Raw genomic sequence first — 16,603 nt, 5'->3', positions numbered from 1 at the left:
GTGTACCTGAGTAGCCTGCGCTCATGAGCGCACCCATGACCGCCCTGGCGGACGAACTCGTCGAGCGGCTGCGCAGCCTCGGCGACTCCGATGACGCGGTGGCGAAAGCTCGCTATCTGCAGGCGTTTCCGGGCGGGTACGCCGAGGGTGACGAGTTCGTCGGTGTGCGGGTGCCGCAGGTCCGGGCGCTCGCCAGGGACGTGCGACGCAGCGTCGAATTGGGCGACCTCGACGCGCTGCTTCAGCACTCGATCCACGAGGCTCGTCTGCTCGGCGCTGTCCTTGTCGTGGAGCTCTACAAATCGGCCAAGACTCCGCCAGAAAAGCGTGACAAGGTCATTGAGCTGGTGCTCGCGCGGATCGAGAACCTCGACAACTGGGACCTTGTCGACACCGTCGCCCCGCACACGCTCGGGCGGTGGCTGCTCGACAAGGCGGAGGCCGAGCAGGATCGGGTGCTCGACGATCTCGCCGCGTCACCGTCGCTGTGGCGCAGGCGATTCGCGATGGTGACGACGCTCGGCATGATCCGTGCGGGGGAGTTGCGCCAGACCTTCAGGCTCGCCGAGCTTCTCGTCGACGACGAGCACGACCTCATGCTCAAGGCGGTGGGGTGGATGCTGCGCGAGGCGGGCTTGCGCGACCGGGAGATGCTCGACGCGTTCCTCGAGCGTCACGCCGCGACGATACCCCGCACGGCCCTGCGCTCCGCGCTCGAGAAGCACGACGCCGCGTCACGCCAAGACTTCATGGTGCGACGCAGCACGTGACGCTGGCGGTCAGAGGGCCGACGAGGGTTCATCGCGCGGCAGCAGGCTCTGGGGGTCGTAGCCGAGACGCTCGAGGTAGCGCTGGGCGCCCCGTGAGCTGAGCATGCTCCACGTTCCTGCGACAACGGCGAACACCGCCAGGGCCGCGAGCACGAAGACGGTGGCGCTGTTTCCGTCCGCGAAGTGCACGGCCGCAAGGATGAGCAGGACGACGAGGGAGACGCCGAGCGCCCACACGCTCGTCTTGTACTGCAGGGCAAGGCGTCGTGCCTCGGTGAGTTCGACGTACTGGAGCACTGGGTCGGCGCTCGGGTTGGCGGTGCACACGGCCCGGCGGACGGTGCGACGGCGACGGAAGTCGAGCCCGAGCACGAGCGGGACGAGGCCGTCACGATGCCCACCGAGGATCGGTCGACGTTGGCTCATCGCCATGAAGAAATTGAGGGCGCCGATGACGCAGGCGACGACGAAGAACGTCATGTCGAAGGTCTGCGTGAGCACAAGGACGGCGGCGAAACCGGGCAGCACCGCGGCATTGAGCACCTGACGAAGCCAATAGCGACGTCGGGCGGCAGGACGCAGGTCGTCGATCTGCGCGGCGATCGACCCTTCGGGCGCGATGTGTTCCACGTGAAACCTTCCCTTGATCGCGTCCACAGCAGTGGCGGTGGTCACGGTGCGCCAACCGCGCCGCGCGTACATCGCGGAAGCAGCGGCGTGAACGGGGAGGACATCGAGCACCGGGACGAGGCCACGATCGACGATGTCGGCCTCCGCGTGGGCCAGCAACGCACGTCCGACACCGAGGCTACGGGCCTCAATGCTGGTGAATAAGGTTGTGACAGAGCGCAATCGATCTACCTCGATCCCCAGCCCGTCCCGGAAGATCTCACCGAAGTCGTCCTCGCTCACGATGCCGACCGCGACGTGGCCGAGGAGGCGCGGGCCCTCGTGAGCGACCCACGCGTTCTCATCGCTGCTGCGTGCGACGAAGTCGACATCTGGCATGGGAAGCGGCCACCGGAACGGGTACCGGCTCGACGCTTGTTGCCTGGTGAGGATGTCGGCCAGCACCGGAAGGTCCGACGCTTCGCGGGCCCGCAGACCGAAGGTCAGCTCGCGGTCGCCGAGGTATTCGTCCATGCGCCGGTCTACCGAGCGCGAATCTGAGCGGCGACGTCGTCGAGGTCGTCCGCCATGCCGACGTGGACACCGCGTCCGACGTTGTAGCCGTCGGTGTCGAGGCGCCCGCGCGTCAGCTCGGCGTTGTCGAAACCGGCGAACCACACGTCGTGGCCCTCGGAATCCAGGCGACGCACCGACTCCCAGAGCATGCGGATCGCCGGCTCGTCGAGCGCGTGAACGTCGACGAGGTCGAACACGACGATCTCCGGCTTGGGCGGCTCGTCGACGACGAGCCGGACGACGCGCTCGGCACCCGCGAAGCGGATGTCGCCCTGCAGGTCGTAGACGTGGGCTTCGACGCCGTCGAGGAGTTCGACGACCTCCGAGCGGCGCACGACCGATCGCGCAGGCGGCGGGACGTCCATGAGGTGCATGTCCATGTCCTCGCTGAGGCGCTCGAACACGTCGACGCCGCGCGCCGAGGTGCCGTGCGGGTCGAGCGGCGGCGAGAACGTCGCGAGCCCGACCTGCCCCGGCAGCGCGCCGAGGATGCCGCCGCCGACACCGCTCTTCGCCGGGATGCCGACGGCGGTGAGCCAGTCGCCTGCGGCGTCGTACATGCCGCACGAGAGCATCACCGACATGACGTGGCGGGCTGTGCGCTGGCTGACGACCTGCTCGCCCGTCACCGGGTGCAGACCGCCGTTGGCGAGCGTCGTCGCCATGATCGCGAGGTCGCGAGTCGTCACGACGACGGCGCACTGCTCGACGTAACCGCGCACGATGACGTCCGGATCCTCGGGCAGGATGTCGTAGCTGCGCAGCATGTGGCCGATGGCCATGTTGCGGTGTGCGGCGCTCCACTCGGATTCCGCCACCTCGGTGTCGATGCGCAGGGCGTGCCCGGCAAACGCCGAAAGTCCCTCCAGGACGCGCGCGACCCGGGTTTCCTTCGAGTCGTCTGGCTCGCAGATGAGGGAGTGCGCCGTGATGGCGCCTGCGTTGATCATCGGGTTCAACGGGCGCTTGCTGCCGGCCTCGAGCGAGAGCTCGTTGAACGCTTCACCGGAGGGCTCCACGCCGATGCGTTCCATGACCTCGTCGAGGCCGCGCTGCTCGATCGCCATGGCGTAGATGAACGGCTTGCTGATGGACTGGATCGTGAACTCGAACCTGTCGTCGCCGGCGGCGTAGATCTTGCCGTCGATCGTCGCGAACGCGATGGCGAAGGTGTCCGGGCTGACGCGCGCGAGCTCCGGGATGTAGTCGGCATTCTTGGCCGACGCATCCGGGGCGCAGGTGTCGAGCAGCTCGTTGAGGTAGTCGAGAATCGGCGATTTCATTGGTTTCAGCCTATGGGGTGGGCTGTTGCCTGCCGAATCGTTCGGGCCGCCCGGACTGTTGACGGTTGGCGCAGTTCGGCGTGGCTGACGCAGTTTGAGTCAGCTCGAACTGCGCCAGGCGCAGCGAACTGCGTCAGCTGTGCTCGGCCACACGCTCGCCTCCGCTAGGGGTTTCTAGGGGTGACTGCAGATGTGTTCAGAGACGGCGATTGAGTGAGGATGGAGCTATGAACACCACGCACACTCACGGCGCCGACGACCAGAACTGGGACGAGATCTACGGCGAGGAGCAGGTCTGGAGCGGCAACGCGAACGTTGCGCTCGTCGCCGCGATGGAGGGCAAGCTTGCCGATCTTCCCGTCGGGCGCGCGCTCGACGTGGGCTGCGGCGAGGGCGGCGACGCCGTGTGGCTCGCCGAGCGCGGCTGGCGCGTGACGGCGCTCGACGTCGCCGAGGGCGCTCTCGCTCGTGGGCGTCACGCGGCGGAAGCCAGGGGAGAGAAGGTCGCCGGCAACATCGAGTGGGTTCACTCCGGCTTGCTCGAAGCGGGCCTCGCACCGGGTCTCTTCAACCTTGTGAGCGCTTTCTACCCCGCTCTTCGTAAGACCGAAGAAAAGGCGATCGAGCTCTCGCTTCCCGCGCTCGTGGCACCCGGAGGCGTGCTCCTCGTCGTCGCGCACGACGGGATCGACCGCGAGGCCGCTCTCGAACGCGGCTTCGATCCGGACGACTATGTCGCGCCCGACGACATCGTCGCTGCATTGCCGCACGGCTGGCAGGTCGAGCGTTACACGGCCGAGCGCCACGTGACGGAGGGCCGCGGCGCGCATCACCACGCGGATGTCGTCGTCATCGCGCGCCGCAGTGCGGAGTCCGGCGGGGTCGACGCGCAGGAGTGACGCCGATTCTGACGGCTGCGCTCAGCGATCCCCACGCACCGACGCGCGGGTGAGCGGCGGGTAGATGGTGCGGGCGCTGCCGGCGCGGTAGAGCTTCGCCGGACGTCCGCGCCCACTGCGGCTCTCGCCGGTGGCCTCGACGAAACCGTCGACGCTCAACACCTTGCGGTGGAAGTTGGCGGGCTCGAGGGTGCCGCCCCAGACGGCCTCGTAGACGCCGCGCAGCTCCGACATCGTGAACTCGCCGTCGAGGAATGCCGTTGCGAGGCGGGTGTATTCGAGCTTGGAGCGAGCGCGTTCGATGCCGTCGGCGAGGATCTCGGCGTGATCGAAGGCAAGCGGCATCTCGAGCGCCTCCTCGACCGGAACCCACTGCGCCTCGAGGGCGTCCGTTGCGGCGTGCACCTCGGGCAGGTGAGCGCCGAGTACCACCCACGCGACGCTGATGACGCGGTGCGGGCGGGGGTCGCGACTCGGGAGCGAGTACGTCTTGAGCTGCTCGAGGACGACCTCGCTGCGCTTGATGCCGACCTCTTCGCGGAGCTCCCGGTAGGCCGTTTCCTCGGCGGATTCGCCGCGCTTCATGAAGCCACCGGGCAGAGCCCACTTGCCGTGCTCGGTTGTGGCGGTCCGCCGGACGAGCACGACATGCAGCACACCCTGACGAAGGGTGAGGACGACCATGTCCGCGGCGACGTACGCGACTTCCCGCGAGGAATCCGTCATGCCCTAATTCTAGTCAGAGCGATAAATGAACACCCGCCCGGGAGGCCGGAGATTCCGCGCGGTGCTCAGCGGCGGCGAAGGGCGCGGGTGGTGGCGCGCTTGGCACGCCGGACGCGACGTGTCCACCGGTGGGCAACACCCGCGAGGCGCCACCATCGAGCGGCTGGCAGGCACTGTTCGAGCGGCAGCGGTGAACGCTGACGACCGGCCTCGTCGAGGCACTGGCGCAGCACGTCGACGAGGACGTGGACGTCGTCGGCCGCGCGGTGGGCCTGCGTCACGGGAATGCCCCAGTGTTCGGCGAGCGTGCCGAGGCGCAGATTGCGGCTCGGGATGCCGAGCTGACGCGCGAGCGTCACGGTGCACAGGCGTTCCTCGACCGGCAGTGACGTGTGGGCACGCGCGGCCTCGTGGGCGAGGAACGTCCAGTCGAACACCGCGTTGTGCGCGACGAGGATGCGCCCCTCGAGCAGGCCGCGCAGCGTGCCGGCCACCTCCGCGAAGGTGGGCGCGTCACGCAGGTCGTGATCGGTGAGGCCGTGGATGTGCACCGGCCCGGTGCCGCCTCGCGCCCGGACCAGGGTGCTCCACTCGCTCTCGACGACGCCCGCAGGGCTGAGTTGCGTGACAGCCACCTCGATGACGCGGTGCTTCGTCGGGTCGAGGCCGCTCGTCTCGACGTCCACGACGGCGAAACCGCGCCGCAGGGACGGCGTGGGGGCGCTCGGCGCGGACATGAGGGGCTCTTCTCACTGCTGGGAACAGGCCGCACGGCCTGCGACGCCGTCGTCGTGCGGCGTTGAAACCAGACTAGGAGAGGGGGCCGACAACCCCGGAATCCCGTGGATCCGACGGTCGAATTCGCCGTCTGCGCTCTCCGAGAGTGCGAGGGTTTGATGACAGAGAAGCTGTCGAGAGGGGCTATCGTGACGAAGCGCGTGCTGCACGGCGTCCTCGCCGTCCTTCTTCTCATGCCACCCCTCGTGTGGTTCGGTGCCCGGAATCGCCTCCTTCCCGAGGCGCTGACCACCGGCGTCGGCGGCATGATCTGCTGGGGTCTCGCCTGGGTGTGCCTCCTCTCGTCCGCGTGGCTGCTCGCGACCGCGTTCACGAAAGGCGACGAACCGGAGGAATCCGCGGACGGCGCCTCCGACACGCCTGTTTCCCGCTCCTGAGCGTGCAGCGAAAGCTCCCGATACAACGATTCCCCGTCGGCGCTACCAACAGCGCCCACGGGGAATCATCTCGGCGAACGGTTCTCGCCGACCACGCGGATCAGGGGCTGACCATGCCCCCGTTGATGTTGAGCGTTTCGCCCGTCACGTAGCCCGATTCGGCCGACGCCAGGTAGACGTAGGCGCCCGCCACCTCGGCCGGCTGCCCCGAACGTCCCATCGGCGTGCTCTGCCCGAACTCCGGCAGGGCCTCCTTCGGCTGGCCGCCCGAGACCTGCAGCGGCGTCCAGAACGGGCCGGGCGCCACGACGTTGACGCGGATGCCCTTCGGCGCGAGCTGCTGTGCGAGACCCTTGCTGAACGTGTTGATCGCGGCCTTCGTCGTCGCGTAGTCGAGCAGGTGATCGCTCGGCTTGTAGGCCTGGATCGAGCTCGTGTTGATGATCGTCGAACCGGCCGGCATGTGCGGCAGGGCCTCCTGCGTGATCCAGAACATCGCGTACACGTTCGTCTTGAACGTGGCGTCGAAGTCGGCGCTCGTGAGGTCGGCGATGTCGTCGCAGTACTGCTGACGCGACCCGTTGTTGACGAGGATGTCGAGGCCGCCGAGCTTCTCCACGGCGTCGTTCACCATGCGGCGCGTGGCGTCCTCGTCCATGAGGTCGCACGGCAGCAGGACGGCCTTGCGGCCGGCGTCCTCGATGAGCTTGCGGACGCTCTCGGCGTCCTTCTGCTCCTCGGGGTGGTAGTTGATCGCCACGTCGACGCCCTCGCGCGCGTACGCAATGGCAACGGCGCGACCGATGCCGGAGTCGCCGCCCGTGATGAGCGCCTTGCGGCCCTCCAGGCGGCCGCTGCCGCGATAGGTGTCCTCACCGTGGTCGGCCTTCGGCGTCATCTTCGTGTCGAGGCCGGGCCAGCCCTGCTGGCGGTCGCTGAAGTTCTCGTTCGTGTACTGCGTGACGGGGTTGGTGAAGGTGTACTGATCGGCCATCGTTCACTCCTCGAGAGATGCGGTGCGAGGCGCGTCGATGCGTGCGGGGCGGCCCCGCGAGCCGACGCGCGCCAGTTCACCCTCGACGTTACGCACCGCGGATGAACAACAGGCAGACCCGAGAGGGTGGTAATCACACCCTTCGGCGACCACCGACGGGTCGCTCGACGAGGGGGCGTTGCGGACGACGATCGTCGTTCGGCGCGTAGCCGCCCTGACACGTCGGGCAGCTGAACAGCGTTCGTTCACGGCCGGATTCACCGATCATCGCGACGCGCACCGTGTCCGTGCAGCGCACGCACGGCAGCCCGGAGCGGGCGTGGACGCGTTTCGTTTCGCCATCACCGGCGCGACCCGTCGAGCTCTGGACACCCGTGGTGGCGCTCGCGAGCATGAGTCGGCGGGCGTCGTCGAGCACCGCGCGCAGTGTCTCGTCTGGCACCTCGGCAACCGCGAGCCACGGCAAGACGCCGTGGACGAAGAGCATCTCGCTGATCCAGAAGGTACCCAGCCCGGCAAGGTTGCGCTGGTCGAGCAACGCCTCACCGAGGAGGCGCTGGGGCTGGCCTCTCAGGTTGTCGAGGGCGGCGTCCAACCCGGACTCCAGCCAGCTCTCGCCCAGGATGTCGGGCCCGAGACGGCCGGTGATCGCCTGCTCCTCGCTCGTCGGGATGACGTCGAGCAGGCCGAGTTTCGAGCCCACCGCGAGTGCGTCGGAGACGTAGAGCAACGCCCGCGTCGTGTGGCCGCGCTCGGCCCGCCGCACCTGGGTCTCGAGACGCTTCGCCTCGCGCGGAGGAGCGGCATGGGGTGCGACGAGCGTCGACCACCGGCCCTCCATCTTGAGATGCGAATGGATCGTCACGCCGCCGGACAAGCGGTGAAACAGGTGCTTGCCGTACGTCGCAACGGGAAGCGACTCCCGCCCCGCCAGATCCGTTGTCGCGAGGCTCGGCACACGAAAGTCGGTGCGCGTGAGGACCTTTCCACTCAGGGAAGCGTCGAGGCGTCGAGCGGTCCAGACGATGGTGTCGCCCTCCGGCATGCTGCCTCCTCGCTCGTCGGATCCTTCTCGTGGTCATCCGACACGAGAGTTTCACGTGAAACGCCCGTGCGCCCCTGCGTGACACGATGAGATGCCACCACCGACCGTCAGGAGACCAGATGTCGTGGGCACGTACCGTGCCGATGCTCCTCACCGGAGTCGTCATGCTCGCAGGATGCTCGGGGGGAGACGAGTCGTCGCAGTCCGAGACGAGCAGTTCAACCTCGTCAGCCGTGAGTGCAACGTCGTCGCCCAAGCCGTCGGAATCGTCGCAGAAGTCGTCGCCCGGCGGCGACGAGCCCATCGGTGACGGCGGCATCGACCTCAAGAGCAAGGCGCCGTCGACGTCGTATCCGGCCGAGCAGCTGTCCGGCCCCCGCGCCGGCGACTGCTACGCCGGGGGAAGCCGCATCTACGACCGTCGCGGCATCACGTGCGCCGACGCGAAGAAGGCCTTGGCCACCTACGAAGCGACAGCCGAGGGGGCCAAGGGCGCATCCTCGAAGGTCGGCAGCTACACGTGCTCGCACAATCCCGATGAGATGGTCGGCCAGGGCGCTGCGCCGGGTTCGTGCCTCGACGACGACGAGGCAGTCGTCTTCAACTGGCGTTACCCGGGAGCCGTGCAGCCGCGCTGATCGTCACTCGACGATCTGCTCGACCACCCGGTTGCTCTTCACCGAGAAGGTGCGCGTGAACGGCTTGTTCGGCAGCTCTGCGCACACCTGGTTCTCGCTGCGCTCGGCGCCTTCGACGACGATCGTTCCTCCGTCGACGACCTTGATGCTCTTGATGTAGGTGCCGCATCGCTGAGCGCTCGGCAGGGCGGATGTCGTGAGCTGACGCGGTCCGCTCGGCCCACCCAGCCAGACGATGGGGGTGTCGCTGTAGCCGTTGCCCTCCGCCTCCTCGAGCACGACGATCGCGTCTTCGTAGCCGTCGTCGTCGAGGTCGTAGAACAGCGGAGTGTGCGTCCAGAGCTGGTAGTGCGGTGACACGCTGTAGGTGCGCGTCGAGCCGTCGCTTCCTGCCGTGCGTGCCCGGCCGTTCTTCATCGTGACGCGCGAACCGTCCGCCGTCCTCCACGTGGCGTTCTTGAAGTCGAAGGACGTGATCGCCTCACGACCCGAAGCGTTCGCAGCCGTTGCGCCGGACGTCGGCGTCTTGCTCCAAGCACGCGTCGTGGGTGGAGGGTTCGACGCGGAGGACGGGCCCTCCGTGGTGTTGCTCGCGCTGGACGACGCCGTGCTCGACGGTGACGCAGAGGTGACCTCGTCCTGACATGCCCCGAGGGCGAGCGCGGCGGTGAGCGTCAGAGCGGCGACTGCGGTGGTGCGCATGGTGTTCCCTCCCAGGTGCAGCAGGGCGCGAGCGCCCCTTCACAGCTGAGACGTGGTTCACAGGCCGTCGGTTCCCTGTGAGTTGATCAGGGCCGATCAGCCCGGTCAGTGCGAGCGCAGAGCTTCGATGAGTTCGTCCTTCGTCATCGAGCTGCGGCCCTCGATGTCGAGTTCGGCGGCCCGCTTGTGCAACTCGTCAACGCTCCAGTCGTCGTAGCTGCCCGCTTCGCCGCCCTTCTCGCCGACCTCGCTGCGCGAGGAGTTGGCGGCCGCGTTGGCGATGCGTGCCGACTTCTCCTTGCTGTTGCCCTCTCGACGCAGGGCCTCGTACATCTCGTCGTCCTTGACCGACGGGCCCGGGTCTTCCTTCTTCTCAGCCATCGACACTCCTTGAGATCGCGTGGGATTCAGTGCAATTCCACTGTGCCACGTCAGGTTTCGTCGCTGAAGTTCTCCACGGCGTCACGTTCGCCCGAGACGATGACGATGTCGCCCTCCTCGAGAACGGTCTCCGGCGTTGCATAGGTGAAGCTCTGGCCCGCACGCTTCACGCCGACGACGGTGACGTTGTAGTACGAACGCACGCGCGTCTCGGCGAGGGGCTTGCCGAGAACCGCAGCGGGCGGCTGCGTCTTGATGAGCGCGTAGCCGTCGTCGAACTCGATGTAGTCGAGCATCCGGCCGCGCACGAGGTGGGCGACGCGCTGGCCCATGTCGTGTTCCGGGCGCACGACGTGGTGGACGCCGAGCTGCGTCAGGATGCGCGCGTGCGACTGGCTGACGGCCTTGGCCCACACGTTCGAGATGCCCATTTCAAGCAGGATCGAAGCGGTGAGGACGCTCGATTCGAGGTCGGTGCCGATTGCGATGACGGCGCGGCTGAACTCGTGAACCGAGAGCTGACGCAGTGCCTTGTCGTCGGTGGAGTCGGCTTGCACGACGTGCGTGAGGCGGTTGGCGAGCTGCTGTACGAGCTTGTCGGAGGCGTCGATGCCGAGCACCTCGATGCCCTCTCGCTCGAGTTCGAGGGCGAGCGACTTGCCGAAACGGCCGAGGCCGATGACGACGACGCCGTCGGAGAGGTTCTTCCTAGCCAATGATGGGCCTGCCTTCCGGAAGCTTGTAGCGGCGGGAACTCTCGCGGATGGCGAGGGCGGAGACGAGGGTGATCGGCCCGAGTCGGCCGAAGAACATGAGGCCCGAGACGAGGATCTGAGCCGACGGTGGCAGTTCCGGCGTCACCCCGGTGGACAGGCCCACGGTGGCGTACGCCGACGTCGTTTCGAACATTGCATCACGCAGCGGCAGGTGTGTCATCTGCGTCAGCGCGATCGTGCCGGAGATGATCGCGGCGATACCGATGAGCGCGACGGTGAGGGCCTGACGCATGGCGCGCGAGTCGATGCGGCGGTCGAACGCCGTCGCGTCCTCCTCACCGCGCACCTCGGCGATGATCGCGATGAGCAGGAGGAAGAAGGTCGTCACCTTGATGCCACCGGCGGTGCCGGCCGAGCCGCCACCGATGAACATGAGCGCGATCGTGGCGATGAGGGTGCCGTCCTCGATGGCGCCGTTGTCCCACGTGTTGAAGCCGCTGCTGCGCGGCGCGACGGAGTGGAAGAGGCCGACGAGCAGCTTGTCGAAGCCGTGGTGGGTGCCGAGCGTCTGAGGGTTGTTCCACTCGAGCGCCGTGAGCAGGATGGCACCGCCGACGAACAGAACGCTCGTCATGAGCAGCGTGATCTTGGTGTGGAGGCTCCAGCGGTGGGGCTTGTGCTGGCGCAGCAGCTCCATGATGACGGGGAAGCCGATGCCGCCGAGCGCCACGGCGATGGAGATGGGACCGACGATGAGCGGGTCGGTGGCGTACGACATGAGGCTGTCGCTGAAGAGCGCAAAACCGGCGTTGTTGAACGCCGAAACGGCATGGAAGACACCGAGGTACGCGGCGCGCCCGAAACTTTCGCCGTAGCCGAGCCACCATCGAAGAACGAGCGCGATCGTCGTCACCGACTCGATGACGACGGTGACGCGCAGGACACCGAGCAGGAGGCTGCGCAGGTCACCGATCGCCTGACTCTTCGTCTCCTGCGCCGTCGTGACGCGCGTGCGCAGCCCCACCTTGCGCGCGAGAACGAGGCCGAGCAGCGACGCCAGCGTCATGACGCCGAAGCCGCCGATCTGGACGAGGACGAGGATGACGACCTGGCCGAACGGGGTCCAGTAGTTCGGGGTGTCCACCGTCGACAGGCCGGTGACGCAGATGGCGCTCGTCGCGGTGAACAGCGACGTGACGAAGGGGGCGCGCCCCGGGTCGTGCGTCGCGATGGGTAGCGAGAGCAGCACCGCCCCGCCGAGGATGGCGGCGGCGAACGCGAGGGCCACGACCTGGCTGGGGTGGCGCAGAAATTTACGACGTCCTCGCGTGGCTGCGGCCATGCCCGCCAGTGTCCCACAGGGGCGTCCTGCGCCTGCCGCAGTGACGGGTTCGTTCGTTGGGCAGAGTTCGCTGCGGTTGGGCCGTGTCGGCGACTACCCAACCGCAGCGAAGTCTGCCCGGTGCTCGATCAGTTCTCGGGCGGGGTGCTGCCGGTCATACGGACGGTGTGGTCGACGTCGTCCCACGCGAAGTAGGCGACGGTGGTGCCGCTCGCGTTCGCGGTGCCCTCGCCCTCCTTGGGCCAGTGGTAGACGACCTTGATCTTGTCGTCGCTGACGCGGGTGATCGTCGGCCAGAAGCCATAGCCCTTGGCGGTCGCGGTGCCGAGGTACTCGCCGTGGCGGAACAGGGCGATTTGCCACGGGGAGCTGCCGGTGCCGCGCTCGATGGGCAGAGCGACCCAGGAAAGGCCGGCGCAGCGGTCCCACCCGTTGATGGAGGAGTCGGCCGTGTACTTCCAGCGGGTGCCGTCGCCGAACCCCGGGTCGTACGGGGGCACTCGCTTGGCAGCGTCGCGTGCGGCCTGGGAGGCGGTGGAGGTGGAGCACTGCGCCTCGGAGTCGGGGGTGCTCGTGGTGCTCGGCGTCGTTGCTGCGGGCGTCGACCGCGTGGCCGACGCGCTCGACGTTGCGGTTCGGGTGGGCGTGCCCGAGGACGTGGTGCTCGAGCCGCCGCCCGAGGCTGACGAGGACGAAGCGCTCGACGACGCCGTGACGCTGGGCGAACCTCCGGCGGTCTGCTCCTGCTGGCAGGCGCCGAGGGTGAGGGTGAGGGCCGTGGCCGCGAGGGCGGTGACGGCGGAGCGGGGGACCTTCATGGCTGAACTCCTTGGCTGGTGCCTGCTTGATGCGTCTGTGACGCGGGGCACGACGGAGAGGTTCCATGGAGAAACGATCCTTCACAAAGGATCGTTGGGCGGACTCCCCTGCTGTTGGGCCGAGTCGGAGACTGCCCAACCGCAGGAAACCCTGCCCAACGGCCGGCTCAGGGCGTCAGTCGCACTGCCAGCAGATGCCGTTCGCGGGTAGCTGAGTGAAGCACGTGGGGCACACGGGCTTCGGGGCGTCCGCGCGCTCGGCGATGCGTGCCTTCTCGGCGCGACGCTCGGTGCGCTCGCGGCGGGCGACGAGGTGCTCCGGCAGGGTGGCGGTACCGCCGTCGGCGGGCAGGTCCGTGGCGTGCTTGCGGTAGCACAGGAGGCGGTGCTCGGCGGCGTGCGCCTCGACGTCCGAATCGGCTGTCACGGCGGACAGCTCGACGTCTTCCGCCGTCGGGATGCGCCAGTAGGCGGCTCCGACGGTTCCGTCGGCCTTGAGACACAGCGACGTCAGCGGCGGCTCGCCTTGCTGTGCAGCCTGGACGGCACACAACTCGAGGATCTTGCCTGCGAGGGTCGCGCTCGGCGTCGTCGTGCGGAGGCCGGATTCGTCCTGCACCCGCGTCGTGAGTTCCTTGTACGTCGTCACCGCGTTGTAGCGGGTGGCGGTGTCGAGGAGGAGGGCGTAACCGATGCGCGTCCAGACCTTGAGGGCGTCGGCGAAGGCGACGGGGCTGCCGTCGTCCTCGCGGAAGGTGCCACGGGCGGAGGGGGACGTCGACATCAGGCCTCATCTTTCGTCGGGGTGCGAAGCGCGACGGCGATTATTGCGAACGCCCCCACGTGGTCTGGGTAACACCCCCTCCGCGTCGATTCTGTAGACGTTCCGCGTCGTATGAGACGCCGAACGTCTACAGAATCGCGGCGGCTGTCGGTGACATCGGCCACAATGGCGAGCGGCTGCGCGTGAAGGGGAGCGAATGGGATCACTGAGCACGGGCGGGGGCTCGTCGGCCGTCGCCGCTTCGGCACACGCGGGGTGCGAGCGCTTCCGCCACACCGACCCGATGGTGACCGGCCTCGCGCGTCGTGAACTGGCCGAACGCCTCGGCCACGCGGACGCTGACGGCGGCATCCCCGAGGCGCGCTGGATGCGCGCCATGACCTTCGAACGCCTCGTCAAGGACGAACGCTTCGTCTCTCCGCTGCTCACCACCGCTGTCGGCGACCTGCGCCTGCGCCGCCCCGACGCCGTCACGCGCCTCGACGCGCGCGTCTCCGTCGGTGCCACGGCGCAGGCCCTCGCGCAGGCGCACGAGGCCGCGGTCGAGCACGGCCACTGCACCCTCATCATGTCGCTCGCCGTGCCCTTCGTGGGCCTCGAGGGCGAAACCGGCGCTACGCCCGTCAAGCCCGACTTCGCCATCGTCACACCGCGATTCGTCGACGACCCACTCGGTCCGGGGGCCGCAGGCCCCGACGAACTCGACGAAGCCCTCCAGGCAGCTGACGCGAACGACGAGACGACCGCCGTCGCCGACGAAGCCATCGGCAGCTGGCTCGTCATGGGTGATGCGAAGGACTACGAGCGCGTGCGCAGCCGCATCGACGACGGCCGCATGCTCAAGGGCTTCCTCCAGGTCGCCCTCGGCGCCGAGTCCGCGGAAGCCTGGAGCAAGCGGCCCGCCGACATGCGCGTGCACACCTACGGCGCGCTCGCCGTGCCCCGCAACAGCTTCCTCCAGCCCACCGCCGTCATGGAACGCCTCGACGACCACCGCGCCGAGGTGCGCGCCCGCGCCGCCGAGCGGGAAGCGCTGCGCCAGGAGGTGCACGCCCAAACGGGCGGCGACCACGTGCCCGAGAGCGAACTGCAGGCGTGGGTCGACCACCGCGAGAAGGAGTTCGACCCCACCTCTTGCCAGACCTGCTCGATGTTTCGCTACTGCCGTCACCAGTTGCGCACGTCGAGCGACGCCACCGACGTCCTCGTCGAGATCGGGGCGCCCACCGACGACCGTCCGGCGCTCGCAGCCCTCGTCACCGACGGCGTCGCGCCCGAACGCACGTCGACAACCCTGACGGCCGCCGTCCGCGCGACCCTCGAGGGAGCGCCGCAGTTCACGCCGCACTGCCGTATCGACCCCGTGGGCGAGGCGGGCACGATCGAGGTCGTCGTCGCGAAGGCCGACAGCAGCGCCCTCGGCGTCTACGGCATGGCCGTTCGCCGGGTGCTCACCGACGGCACCTTGAGCGAACTCGCGTCCTTCGCCACCGCCGAACCGCAGGCACCCGACACCCGACTCTCCGTGATGTCGCTCCTCGGCGAGCAGCTCGCCGCGGCGATGAAGGAGCTCCTCGCGACCGCGCCGCTCGACAAGGACGGTGAGCCCGACCCGAGCCCCGTTCACCTCGTCGTGCCCGACCGCGCCACCGCCGACCTCCTCGTCTCGATCGCCGACTCCCTCGCCGGTATCGAGACGAGCCGCTTGCGCTGGGCGCGCGACCTCGAGGCCGGACGCGAGCCCCTCACCTTCGACGGCAACCCCGCCACCGTGCCGGCTCCGCTCATCGACGAGCAGCGCCTCGCCGTCAGCTTCCTCCTCGAAGACGACCGCTCTCGCGCTCTCGTCGGGCGCAGCACCACTGTCGTCCTGCGTGACGTCGTGGCGCGGCACGTCATTCCCGGCGGCCCGCTGGGTGACGCCGGCCGTCTCGACTATCTGCTCGCGTGGGCCACGCGCGAGACCCCGATCGATCACCGGGCGCTGTCTGATGAGATCGCCGACCGCCACGAGACCCCCGGCGCGCGCCTGAGCCGCGATCGCTCCGACGAACTGTTCTCGCACGTCTCGATGCGGCGCAAGCGCCATGAGCAGGAAGCCGTCGAGGGTTCGTTTCACGTGAAACCCCCCGAGGGGCCGCCTTTCCCCGACCTGGTCCGTGACGAGCTCGACTACAAACTCAGCCTGTTCGACGACGCCCGCAGCGTTCTGGCCGATCTGCCCGACGCTCCGACGCGAGTGGCTCACCGGGCGCACGAGGGCGCAGCGCAGGAGGTCTGGCGCCGTCGACTCCACCTGCACGCAAGCGACCTCGTCCGCTTCGGCCGCACCTCGCGGTGGTGGCGCAACAGCCAGGTCGAGATCCTGTCCGGCGACGCCGAGTTCGTCCACGGGCTCGCCATGCTCGGCGACCCGCAGGAAGCGCGCGACGCCGCACTCAACGCCGGCGTCAGGCACGTGGCGCTCGCCCGCGTCGTCGGCGACAACCCGCTCGTGCTTGCCGTCGGTTCGCGGCGCTTCACGGCCGGGCAGAACGTCGTCGCCCTGCACATTAACGCCGAGCCGACGATCGCCGAGGGCATCCCCAACGCGAAGAGCCCGACGAAGTGGGGACGCATCCCGATCGGCGCCCTTCTCGACCTCGACGACGTCGAACGGGCTGCGCTTCCCGACGAGGCCGCGCCCGTGGGTTATCGGCTCTTCGGCTTCGAACCGGCGAAGCCAACCAAGGGCAAGGAACCGCGCGAACTCACGGTCGGTGACGACATCGTTCTCGGCGATTACGAGAAGTTCGGCAACTTCTCCTACCGCCGCGAGGTCGCCGTGCCGATGCCCAATCTCGACACCTCGAGCGCACCCCGCCCGGCAAGTCGCAACGCCGAGGCGTGCGGGCCGGACTCGTACGCGAACGACCCGGAGAACCACGCCTGGTGCTGCAAACCGCACGAGGCGGCCGAGGCCGAGTTCAGCGACTACCTCGCCGAGCGCCGCGAGGCCGGCGAACTCAACCCGCAGGTGTGGCCGCCGCTCGTCGACACGGATGCCTTCGACATCGCGGAGGGCACGCTGCCGCAGGCCGACGACGAAGACGTCGACGCGACGCAGCCGCCATCCGACCTCACCCGCGACGATCTGGGGGAGTGA

17 protein-coding genes are annotated in these 16,603 nt (G+C 68.5%); 5 read left to right on the top strand and 12 right to left on the bottom strand.

The genetic code is table 11. The annotated features are described in order from the left end of the window. The first annotated feature begins 23 nt into the window (after positions 1-23). Positions 24-770: a DNA alkylation repair protein gene (locus AA983_RS04060; RefSeq protein ID WP_082128672.1), complete on the top strand. Its 747-nt coding sequence runs from the start codon at positions 24-26 to the stop codon at positions 768-770. 9 nt (positions 771-779) lie between these two features. On the opposite strand, the gene AA983_RS14650 is transcribed toward AA983_RS04060, so the two are convergent. Both AA983_RS14650 and AA983_RS04050 read right to left on the bottom strand, forming a co-directional pair. Continuing rightward, positions 780-1,913 carry a GNAT family N-acetyltransferase gene (locus tag AA983_RS14650; protein ID WP_052946845.1) on the bottom strand — a complete coding sequence of 378 codons (1,134 nt, stop codon included), beginning with the start codon at positions 1,911-1,913 and terminating at the stop codon, positions 780-782. Between the two features lie 8 nt (positions 1,914-1,921). Beyond that, on the bottom strand, positions 1,922-3,238 hold the full coding sequence (locus AA983_RS04050) for a glutaminase (protein WP_047310830.1): 1,317 nt from the start codon (positions 3,236-3,238) through the stop codon (positions 1,922-1,924). A gap of 227 nt (positions 3,239-3,465) precedes the next feature. On the opposite strand from AA983_RS04050, the gene AA983_RS04045 reads away from it, so the two are divergent. After that, positions 3,466-4,137: a methyltransferase domain-containing protein gene (locus AA983_RS04045; protein WP_052946844.1), complete on the top strand. Its 672-nt coding sequence runs from the start codon at positions 3,466-3,468 to the stop codon at positions 4,135-4,137. A 21-nt stretch (positions 4,138-4,158) separates the two neighbouring features. Here AA983_RS04045 and AA983_RS04040 read toward each other — a convergent pair whose 3' ends face one another. Both AA983_RS04040 and AA983_RS04035 read right to left on the bottom strand, forming a co-directional pair. Continuing rightward, entirely contained in the window at positions 4,159-4,863 is a 705-nt protein-coding gene (locus AA983_RS04040; protein WP_047310828.1) for an NUDIX domain-containing protein, read from the bottom strand. A gap of 65 nt (positions 4,864-4,928) precedes the next feature. Then, the gene (locus AA983_RS04035; protein ID WP_082128671.1) at positions 4,929-5,600 is read right to left on the bottom strand and encodes an exonuclease domain-containing protein; all 672 of its coding nucleotides are present in this window, start codon (positions 5,598-5,600) and stop codon (positions 4,929-4,931) included. A gap of 189 nt (positions 5,601-5,789) precedes the next feature. Here AA983_RS04035 and AA983_RS04030 point away from each other — a divergent pair, with 189 nt between their 5' ends. After that, a complete protein-coding gene (locus AA983_RS04030) occupies positions 5,790-6,038 on the top strand; it encodes a hypothetical protein (protein ID WP_047310827.1) in 249 nt (82 codons plus the stop codon). Positions 6,039-6,138: 100 nt separating this feature from the next. On the opposite strand, the gene AA983_RS04025 is transcribed toward AA983_RS04030, so the two are convergent. Continuing rightward, positions 6,139-7,032 carry a glucose 1-dehydrogenase gene (locus tag AA983_RS04025; protein WP_047310826.1) on the bottom strand — a complete coding sequence of 298 codons (894 nt, stop codon included), beginning with the start codon at positions 7,030-7,032 and terminating at the stop codon, positions 6,139-6,141. A gap of 133 nt (positions 7,033-7,165) precedes the next feature. Beyond that, positions 7,166-8,077, bottom strand: a complete 912-nt coding sequence (locus AA983_RS04020) for a DNA-formamidopyrimidine glycosylase family protein (RefSeq protein ID WP_047310825.1) — start codon at positions 8,075-8,077, stop codon at positions 7,166-7,168. A gap of 119 nt (positions 8,078-8,196) precedes the next feature. Here AA983_RS04020 and AA983_RS04015 point away from each other — a divergent pair, with 119 nt between their 5' ends. Continuing rightward, positions 8,197-8,715 carry a hypothetical protein gene (locus tag AA983_RS04015; RefSeq protein WP_047310824.1) on the top strand — a complete coding sequence of 173 codons (519 nt, stop codon included), beginning with the start codon at positions 8,197-8,199 and terminating at the stop codon, positions 8,713-8,715. Between the two features lie 3 nt (positions 8,716-8,718). On the opposite strand, the gene AA983_RS15420 is transcribed toward AA983_RS04015, so the two are convergent. The 6 genes from AA983_RS15420 to AA983_RS14640 form a co-directional block, all read right to left on the bottom strand. Then, positions 8,719-9,417 carry a hypothetical protein gene (locus AA983_RS15420; protein ID WP_156170159.1) on the bottom strand — a complete coding sequence of 233 codons (699 nt, stop codon included), beginning with the start codon at positions 9,415-9,417 and terminating at the stop codon, positions 8,719-8,721. 105 nt (positions 9,418-9,522) lie between these two features. After that, entirely contained in the window at positions 9,523-9,798 is a 276-nt protein-coding gene (locus AA983_RS04000) for a Rho termination factor N-terminal domain-containing protein (RefSeq protein ID WP_047310821.1), read from the bottom strand. A gap of 50 nt (positions 9,799-9,848) precedes the next feature. After that, complete coding sequence (locus AA983_RS03995; RefSeq protein ID WP_047310820.1) at positions 9,849-10,514, bottom strand: TrkA family potassium uptake protein; 666 nt, start codon at positions 10,512-10,514, stop codon at positions 9,849-9,851. Continuing rightward, entirely contained in the window at positions 10,507-11,856 is a 1,350-nt protein-coding gene (locus AA983_RS03990; RefSeq protein ID WP_047310819.1) for a TrkH family potassium uptake protein, read from the bottom strand. The genes AA983_RS03995 and AA983_RS03990 overlap by 8 nt, the downstream gene beginning before the upstream one ends. 128 nt (positions 11,857-11,984) lie before the next feature. Beyond that, the gene (locus AA983_RS15620; RefSeq protein ID WP_052946843.1) at positions 11,985-12,674 is read right to left on the bottom strand and encodes an LppP/LprE family lipoprotein; all 690 of its coding nucleotides are present in this window, start codon (positions 12,672-12,674) and stop codon (positions 11,985-11,987) included. A 175-nt stretch (positions 12,675-12,849) separates the two neighbouring features. After that, a complete protein-coding gene (locus AA983_RS14640; protein WP_052946842.1) occupies positions 12,850-13,458 on the bottom strand; it encodes a hypothetical protein in 609 nt (202 codons plus the stop codon). Between the two features lie 196 nt (positions 13,459-13,654). Between AA983_RS14640 and AA983_RS03975 the strand changes: the two genes are divergently transcribed. Then, positions 13,655-16,603, top strand: a complete 2,949-nt coding sequence (locus tag AA983_RS03975; protein WP_047310818.1) for a hypothetical protein — start codon at positions 13,655-13,657, stop codon at positions 16,601-16,603.

The organism is Dermacoccus sp. PE3 (assembly GCF_001021715.1).
Classification (GTDB): domain Bacteria; phylum Actinomycetota; class Actinomycetes; order Actinomycetales; family Dermatophilaceae; genus Dermacoccus; species Dermacoccus abyssi.
This window is presented reverse-complemented; position numbering and strand designations above follow the sequence as displayed.